Origin of the sequence: Tritonibacter horizontis, from assembly GCF_001518015.1 — a bacterium.
GTDB lineage: Bacteria > Pseudomonadota > Alphaproteobacteria > Rhodobacterales > Rhodobacteraceae > Epibacterium > Epibacterium horizontis.
This window is the reverse complement of the sequence record NZ_LPUY01000100.1, coordinates 72,764-81,049: the sequence shown is the minus strand read 5'-3', so window position 1 is coordinate 81,049 and position 8,286 is coordinate 72,764. Positions and strand designations below refer to the sequence as shown.

Sequence of the window (8,286 nt, the reverse complement as noted above, 5' to 3'; positions counted from 1 at the left end):
GGCACGGGTCGGGCGCACCGGCTGCGGCTCTGGCACGGCGGCGGGAACCACCCGACGCGGCGCGGTCGCCGCACCGGTGGAGGTCGATGCCGGGGTGCGGGTCGGCTTGACCGCCGTTGTCACCGGACGCGCCGTCGGGGCGGGGGTGGCAGGAGCGGTCTGCACCGGCGTGGCCGCTTCTGGCACCAGGGTGATGATCTCGGGTCCGAGTTGCGATGCAGCGGGCCCCTTGCTGGCGCCCGCAACGCTGGTCGGCTGTGCCCCGCAGAGCTGCTGGCGTGCGCGGTTCACCCGTGGCACCCAATTGACGTTGCCGTCGATCCCGGCCCGAATGAAAACACAGCCCTTGCTGTCCACATATTGACGCCCCTGGTAGGACGCCGGGGGGTATTCAGCCGGTTCCGCCGCGCTGCGAATGGTCTGCGCAAAAAGGGGATTGGCCCCAGCCGACGCCAAGATGAAGGATACTGCCGCAATTCTTGTGATCTTCATGGACCCGCCCCACAATATGTGGCGCAAGGATGCCTGAAACCCGGCGCAGAGTAAAGGAATTGCTGGCAACAATTGCGCCGCTTTGGTCATTTCGTCGCCTGTTTCCAACAGATGCGCCGGGTTGGTCACGCAGGCCACGGCGGACTGGCTGGCGGGGCTGGTCCGCCCGTCGCCCTGCCCCCACGCCCGGCTCGATCCGGCCCCGTGACCCGGCCTTGACCTTCAAGCGCTACTTGGTGCCGAACATCCGGTCGCCAGCATCCCCCAGACCGGGCATGATATAGCCTTTTTCGTTCAGCTGCCGATCCAGCGACGCGGTGATGATCGGCACATCCGGGTGGGCTTCTTTCATGCGAGCGACGCCTTCGGGGGCGGCCAGCAGACAGAGGAAGCGAATATCGGTGGCACCGGCCTTTTTCAGCAGATCAATCGCCGCCGCCGAGGAATTGCCAGTGGCCAGCATCGGATCCACGGCGATCACCATCCGGTCGGAGATCTGTTGCGGCACCTTGAAGTAATATTGCACCGGCTGCATCGTCTCTTCGTCCCGGTACATGCCGACAAACCCGACCCGTGCCGAAGGGACCAGCTCCAGCACCCCATCCAGCATGCCGTTGCCCGCCCGCAGGATGGAGACCAGCGCCATTTTCTTGCCCGCCAGAATGGGCGCTTCCATGTCTTCCATCGGGGTCTCGATGGAGGTGGTCGTCATCGGCAGCTCGCGCGTCACCTCATAGGCCAGAAGCTGCGTGATCTCCCGCAGCAATTGGCGGAATTCCGAGGTCGAGGTGCCCTTGTTCCGCATGATCGTCAGTTTGTGCTGCACCAGCGGGTGGTCCACGACTGTCAGGTGGTCATTCATCAGGCAGGCTCCTCGTTCTGTGTTTGCAACCTCATAAGCGGCGGGCCGGGAGGCAGGCAAGGTGTTTTCCACCGCAGCCCCCTCGCCCCGCCGGATCTGTCACAGGAAACTGCGCCCCGGCCCCGGTGCCGCAATCCCCAGATGACCCGCGACCGAGGCCGCCACATCGGCAAATCCCACCAGCCCGAGCGGCCCTGCGCCGGCCCCGGCGACCAGCACCGGCACCCGTTCGCGGGTGTGATCGGTGCCCGGCCAGCTGGGGTCGTTGCCATGGTCTGCTGTCAGCACCATCAGATCCCCCGGACGTAAGGCCAAAAGGATCTTGGCAATCTCCCGATCGAACCATTCCAGCGCGCGGGCATAGCCCGACAGATCGCGCCGGTGGCCATACAGGCTGTCGAATTCGACGAAATTGGCAAAGGTCAGGCTGCCCGCACCGGCAGTCTCTACTGCCTCGGCCAGATGGCCCATCAGGGCGGCATCCTCGCCTTTTTTCAGCGTATCAATCCCTTGCATGGAAAAGATATCACCGATCTTGCCGATGCCATACACCTGCCCTCCGGCGGCCTGAACCCAGTCGGTCAGGATGGGTGCCGGTGGCTTCATCGCATAGTCGCGCCGGTTGGGGGTGCGGGTAAATCCCGCCTCGGCGGAGCCGACAAAGGGGCGTGCAATGACCCGGCCCACTTTCATCGCGTGCAGTCGCGGCGCCACCGCCGCGCAAAGATCGAGCAACCGGTCGAGGCCGAACTGCGTCTCATGGGCGGCGATCTGAAACACGCTGTCAGCCGAGGTATAGCAGATCGGCCAGCCCGACCGGAGGTGCTCCGCCCCGAGATCGGCAATGATCGTTGTGCCGGAGGCGTGACAATTGCCGAGAATCCCGTCCGTGCCCGCCGCCGCCGCCACATGGGCCACGAGGTCGCGGTCAAAGGCCGGACCGGTCTCGGGGAAATAGGTCCAGTCCCAGGGCACCGGCACCCCGGCCAGCTCCCAATGCCCCGAAGGGGTGTCCTTTCCGGCGCTGATCTCGCTGGCGGCGCCCCAGCGACCACGCGGCGCATCATCGCGGTCAAGCCCCGGCGCCGGCTGGCTGGAGGCCAGCCGCAGGGCTGCGCCCAGTCCAAGCCCCGCAAGTGTCGGCAGGTGCAGTGGCCCCGACCGCCCTACGTCGGCGCGTCCCTCAGCGCAGGCCTGGGCGATATGGGCCAGCGTGTTCGCCCCCAGATCCGGCAGATCCTTGTTGAAATAGGCGCCGGCATCGGGCGCGCCGCCAATGCCGAGCGAATCCATGACGACAAGGAACGCACGCGCCATCATCCGATCCTTTCATACACCAGCGGCAGCGGCGCCGGGGCCGCAGGCGCGATGGTCACCGCCGCCCGCAAGGCCATCGCCGCCTCTTGCGCGGCCGCCGGGCGGGCGGCATGGATGCGCGCGATCACATCGCCCTTGGTCAGTTTCGCGCCCAGCGGGCGCAGGTCGGAAATCCCGACCGAAGGATCGACCGTGTCGCTCTCGACCATTCGGCCACCGCCGAGGCGGACCACGGTCAGGCCCAAGGCCTCACCGTCGATGGCCGCGACATAGCCTGTCTCTGGGCTGGTGACCTCCAGGATCACCGGCGCTTCGGGCAGGAACCGCTCCCATTTTTCGGCAAAATCAAGCGGGCCACCCTGCGCGGCAACCATACGCGCGAACCTGTCGGCGGCGCGCCCATCGCGCAGCACGGCTGCGATTTTCGCCTCCCCCGCCGCCACGCTCTCAACCAGTCCGGCCTGATGCAACAGCACGCCACCAAGGGCGATGGTGATCTCAAGGATCGGCTGCGCGCGCATGTCACCCAACGGATCTTCAACCGCAGGGCTCGATGCCCCGGTCAGAGCCCGCATCACCTCTGCCACCTCCAACGCATTTCCCAGCGCATTGACAAGCGGTTGGTTCATATCTGTGATCAGCGCCCGCGTCGGGCAGCCCGCAGCATTGGCGGTCTCCACCAGCGAGGTGGCAAGCGCGCGCGCCTCCTCGGGTGTTTTCATAAAGGCGCCAGAGCCGATCTTCACATCCAGCACCAGCGCCTCGGGGCTTGCGGCCAGTTTCTTGGACAGGATCGACGCGGTGATCAGATCCAGGCTTTCAACGGTGGCGGTGACGTCGCGTACCGCATATAGCCGTTTGTCCGCCGGGGCGATCCGGGCGGAGGCACCAACGATGGCGCAGCCGGCCTCGGCCACGATCTGGCTCAGGCGTGCCTGCGGGATCTGTGTGGTCAGGCCGGGAATCGCTTCGAGCTTGTCCAATGTGCCGCCGGTATGGCCCAGACCGCGACCGGAAATCATCGGCACAAAGGCCCCGCATTCCGCCAGGGCCGGCGCCAGCAGCAGGGACACACAGTCGCCGACACCGCCCGTCGAATGTTTGTCCACCACCGGCCCCGGCAAGTCCCAGGTCAGAACGTCGCCGCTGTCGCGCATCGCCAACGTCAGGGCGCTGCGGGCCTCGGCGGGCAACCCGTTCAGGCAGACCGTCATGGCAAAGGCCCCCGCCTGCGCGTCGCTGACCTCCCCGCCGGCGAGCCCCTGGGCGAACCAATGCAACTCGGCTGCGGTCGGAACCTGGTGTCGGCGAAGTTTGGCAATGACCGCGCGCGCATCCATCGCCTCAGCTCCGATCCATATGGCCCGCGTCAAAGGCGCCGGGCAGCAGATCTCCGATGCTGGTGGCCTGTTCGACCCCATCGGTGGTGGCGAGGGTCACGGGCACCTCAGTCGTGCCAAACTCCTTGAGCTTCTGACGGCAGCCACCGCAGGGGGGCACGGGGCTGGGACAATCCGCAATCACGTAGGCCTCGACCAGCTCCGTTTCGCCTGCCGCCACCATGGCGGCGATGGCCCCGGCCTCGGCGCAGGTGCCCTCCGGGTAGGCGACGTTTTCCACATTGCAGCCGACATATACCGTACCGGATCGGGCACGGATCGCCGCCCCCACCTTGAAGTTCGAATAGGGCGCGTGGGCGTTCAGGCGCACGGCGGCAGCGGCGGCGCGCAGGGGATGCGGGTCGTCGGATCGGGTCTTGGATGTGTCGGCAGCCGTCATAAGGTCCACTCCGTGTTTGACAGACTTGAGGTCTCTCGCGCCTTGCGATCCGGGGCTGGGCGCAGTCCGCAGCGGGTCGGCAGGTCACGTTTCCACCAGTCTTGTTTTATTTTGACCAGATGGTCAAATGAGATCTGACACCCTGGCCCCGCGACCCCGCATTCCAGGCGTCCAGCGCCACCGGGTGCCCGATCCTACGCCAGCGTCGTGCGGAAACGACCGGGCAAGGTGACCTCCAGCAATTCCAGATCCTGCGAGGCGTTGCTCAGCCGGGTGATCATCTGCGGCGGGATCACAAAGGCGTCTCCCTGCTCCAGATCATAGGGGTCGCGCCCCTCGCCCGCCAGTGTCACCGTGCCGCGCATCACAAAGGTAAAGTGAATGTCGGTGTCGTGGCTGGCCCAGGGGCTGGTGCCGCCGCCCGGCGCAGGCCGCACCACCTCGACCCCGGCGACCCCGTTGGTATTATCGGCAATGGTGGTGTCCCGGCAGATAAATCCCGGCAGCCGGAATGGGCGCCACGCCGCGCCGGCCGCCTGATTGAAGACAAACCGCTGGCCGTCCCATTCGCGGTCGGGCCGCCGATGCGGCGTTGGCAAGGTCATGTCATGGTCGATCTCGGTCACATGTTCCGCCGGAACGCCGATTTCGATCACCTGCACATTGTCGCTGGCCTCCAGCACCCGATGGCGGATTTCCGGCGGCTGGATGAAACAATCCCCCGGCGTCAGGCGCATCTTGTCGCCCTGATCCTCGTAGACCACATCGACCCAGCCATGAATGCAAAAGATCAGCTGGAATCCGACCTTGTGAAAATGCACCATATCCGGCACCGGGCCGCCGTCGGGAATACGAATATGGCTGGCGATGATCGACCCGCCCAGCCGGTCCGGCACCAGATCGCGATAGTGCATGCCGGCGCGACCGATGATCCAGGGCGCCTGATCCTTCAGCCGCCGGACAACGAAACTATGCGCAGTCTGCGGCATCTCCAGCGGCGGGTTGCTGTTTTCGATGAAAACCTCAGTGCCATTGGGCGCCGTCAGGTGACGAGCGCCATCGGCAAAGCTGTCTGGCGCATCGGTCAGAATGCGGATCACCCCCGGCGCGGTCTGTGCATCGCGGTCGATCCGCAGCCGCAATCCATGGCCAGAGAACACCCCCACCCGTGGATCATCCGCCGGGTAGATCATATCCAGTTTCAGACCCAGGACCTTGGTGAAGAAGGGAATATCCTCGCGCAACTCGGCTGTTGGCAAAAGGATTTCCGCACGTGTTTCGGCCATATTCATGTCTCCGGCTCTGGGTCCTCTGGGTCGCAGTCTTGGTTTGTCGCCACCCTGCGCGCTCTGCCCGACCGGTTCAAGCGGGAAGCGCGCGCTCGCAGGCCCGCCACCCCCGATCTGCCACAGCTTCGGGACGGTGCAAACGCCAGCCTGCACCAGCAATGGCCTGCCGAGCCTGCCCAAAGGTCAAGAATGCCGGTTCCCCTGAGCCGCCAGATAGTTTAGCACTAAACAACCACCATCAGGAGCCTTCATTTCATGACCGACAAGACCTCGGAAAGCCTGCGCGACGCGGCCCTGCACTATCATGAATTCCCGCGACCGGGTAAATTGGAAATCCGGGCCACCAAGCCATTGGCCACAGGCTATGATCTTGCGCGGGCCTATTCCCCCGGCGTCGCCGAAGCCTGTCTTGAAATCAAGGACGACGAGGCCAACGCCGCGCGCTATACCGCGCGCGGGAATCTGGTCGCGGTGGTGTCCAATGGCTCTGCGGTGCTGGGGCTGGGCAACATCGGTGCGCTCGCGTCAAAACCGGTGATGGAGGGCAAGGCGGTCCTGTTCAAGAATTTCGCCAATATCGACTGTTTCGACATCGAGGTGAATGAGACCGACCCGGAGAAACTGGCCGATATCGTCTGCGCGCTGGAACCGACTTTTGGCGCGATCAACCTCGAAGATATCAAGGCGCCCGATTGTTTCATCGTTGAAAAGCTTTGCCGCGAACGGATGAACATCCCGGTCTTTCACGATGACCAGCATGGCACCGCCATTGTGGTTGGCGCAGCGGCGACCAATGCGCTGTTTGTGGCCAAGAAGCGATTTGACGAGATCAAGATCGTGTCGACCGGCGGCGGCGCAGCCGGGATTGCCTGCCTCAACATGCTGTTGAAACTGGGCGTGAAACGCGAAAACATCTGGCTGTGTGACATCCACGGCGTCGTCCACCAGGGCCGCAAAGAAGATATGAACCCGCAAAAAGCGGCCTTTGCCCAAGCGACCGACAAACGCACCCTGGACGAGGTGATCGACGGCGCGGATCTGTTCCTTGGCCTGTCGGGGCCGAATGTCCTGACGCCCGAGATGGTGAAAAAGATGGCACAGCGTCCCATCGTCTTTGCCCTTGCCAACCCGACGCCGGAAATCATGCCCGATCTGGCCCGCGCGGTGGTTCCGGATGCGATCATCGCCACCGGGCGCAGCGATTTTCCGAACCAGGTCAACAACGTGCTGTGTTTTCCGTTCATCTTTCGCGGTGCGCTGGACGTCGGCGCGACAGAGATCAACGACGAGATGCAAATCGCCTGTGTCGAGGGCATCGCAGAGCTGGCGCGCACCACGACATCCGCCGAAGCCGCCGCCGCCTACAAGGGGGAGCAGCTGACCTTTGGGGCGGATTACCTGATCCCCAAACCCTTTGACCCGCGTCTGGTCGCGGTCGTGTCCACCGCCGTCGCCACAGCCGCGATGAAAAGCGGCGTCGCCAAACGGCCCATCGAAGACCTCTCCGCCTACCGGGCCAAGCTGAACCAGAGCGTGTTCAAATCCGCCCTTTTGATGAAGCCGGTCTTTGAGGCGGCCCGCGCGGCCTCACGCCGGATTGTCTTTGCCGAGGGCGAGGACGAACGTGTGCTGCGCGCCGCCCAGGAAATTCTGCGCGAAACCACTGAAACCCCGATCCTGATCGGTCGCCCCGATGTGATCGAGGCTCGTGCAGAGCGGCTCGGCCTGTCGATCCGCGTCGGCGAAGACGTGGAGATCGTAAACCCCGAAAATGACCCTAGGTATCGTGAATACTGGACCAGCTACCACCAGATCATGGAACGCCAGGGCGTCACCCCGGATCTGGCCAAGGCGATCCTGCGCACCAACACCACGGCGATTGGCGCGATCATGGTCCATCGTGAAGAAGCCGACAGTCTGATCTGCGGCACCTTTGGCGAATATCGCTGGCATCTGAACTATGTCACCCAGATCCTGGGGGGCGGCACCTATGCGCCCCATGGGGCATTGTCGATGATGATCCTGGAGGACGGCCCGCTGTTTATTGCCGACACGCAGGTGCGGATCGAATTGACACCCGAAGAGATCGCCCAGACCGTCATCGGCGCCGCCCGGCATGTCCGCCGGTTTGGCATCAAACCACAGATCGCCCTGTGTTCCCAAAGCCAGTTCGGCAATATCCCCTGTGACACCGGCGCCCGTCTGCGCGGCGCGTTGGAAATCCTCGACAGTCGCCCCCGTGATTTTATCTACGAGGGGGAAATGAACATTGACACCGCGCTGGACCCGAACCTGAGAGACCGGATTTTCCCGAATTCCCGGCTGGAAGGCGCGGCCAATGTGCTGATCTTTGCCCATGCGGATGCGGCCTCCGGGGTGCGCAACATTCTGAAAATGCGCTCTGGCGGGCTGGAAGTCGGTCCGATCCTGATGGGGATGGGCAACCGCGCCCATATCGTGTCGCAGTCGATTACCGCACGGGGGCTGTTGAACATGGCCGCGATTGCGGGCACCCCGGTCGGGCATTACAGCTAACCGGCTGCGCGC

General features: G+C 64.4%; 6 protein-coding genes and 1 pseudogene. 1 reads left to right on the top strand and 6 read right to left on the bottom strand.

The window, feature by feature from the left end; all coding sequences use genetic code 11:
• The 6 genes and pseudogenes from TRIHO_RS24075 to TRIHO_RS19395 form a co-directional block, all read right to left on the bottom strand.
• Positions 1-492: pseudogene (locus TRIHO_RS24075) on the bottom strand (SPOR domain-containing protein); the annotation flags it as partial.
• A gap of 229 nt (positions 493-721) precedes the next feature.
• Positions 722-1,354 carry a uracil phosphoribosyltransferase gene (upp, locus tag TRIHO_RS19415; RefSeq protein WP_068247688.1) on the bottom strand — a complete coding sequence of 211 codons (633 nt, stop codon included), beginning with the start codon at positions 1,352-1,354 and terminating at the stop codon, positions 722-724.
• A gap of 99 nt (positions 1,355-1,453) precedes the next feature.
• Complete coding sequence (locus TRIHO_RS19410) at positions 1,454-2,671, bottom strand: phosphopentomutase (RefSeq protein ID WP_068247727.1); 1,218 nt, start codon at positions 2,669-2,671, stop codon at positions 1,454-1,456.
• Positions 2,671-4,011, bottom strand: a complete 1,341-nt coding sequence (locus TRIHO_RS19405; RefSeq protein WP_068247685.1) for a thymidine phosphorylase — start codon at positions 4,009-4,011, stop codon at positions 2,671-2,673. The genes TRIHO_RS19410 and TRIHO_RS19405 overlap by 1 nt, the downstream gene beginning before the upstream one ends.
• A gap of 4 nt (positions 4,012-4,015) precedes the next feature.
• Positions 4,016-4,522: a cytidine deaminase gene (locus TRIHO_RS19400; protein WP_269745365.1), complete on the bottom strand. Its 507-nt coding sequence runs from the start codon at positions 4,520-4,522 to the stop codon at positions 4,016-4,018.
• A 122-nt stretch (positions 4,523-4,644) separates the two neighbouring features.
• Positions 4,645-5,736 carry a cupin domain-containing protein gene (locus TRIHO_RS19395; RefSeq protein ID WP_068247724.1) on the bottom strand — a complete coding sequence of 364 codons (1,092 nt, stop codon included), beginning with the start codon at positions 5,734-5,736 and terminating at the stop codon, positions 4,645-4,647.
• A gap of 258 nt (positions 5,737-5,994) precedes the next feature.
• On the opposite strand from TRIHO_RS19395, the gene TRIHO_RS19390 reads away from it, so the two are divergent.
• Complete coding sequence (locus TRIHO_RS19390) at positions 5,995-8,274, top strand: NADP-dependent malic enzyme (RefSeq protein ID WP_068247679.1); 2,280 nt, start codon at positions 5,995-5,997, stop codon at positions 8,272-8,274.
• Positions 8,275-8,286 lie beyond the last annotated feature (12 nt).

Coding starts and splice junctions, on each gene's coding strand:
- upp (WP_068247688.1), bottom strand. CDS start 1,354: ATGAATGACCACCTGACAGTCGTGGACCACCCGCTGGTGCAGCACAAA.
- TRIHO_RS19410 (WP_068247727.1), bottom strand. CDS start 2,671: ATGGCGCGTGCGTTCCTTGTCGTCATGGATTCGCTCGGCATTGGCGGC.
- TRIHO_RS19405 (WP_068247685.1), bottom strand. CDS start 4,011: ATGGATGCGCGCGCGGTCATTGCCAAACTTCGCCGACACCAGGTTCCG.
- TRIHO_RS19395 (WP_068247724.1), bottom strand. CDS start 5,736: ATGGCCGAAACACGTGCGGAAATCCTTTTGCCAACAGCCGAGTTGCGC.
- TRIHO_RS19390 (WP_068247679.1), top strand. CDS start 5,995: ATGACCGACAAGACCTCGGAAAGCCTGCGCGACGCGGCCCTGCACTAT.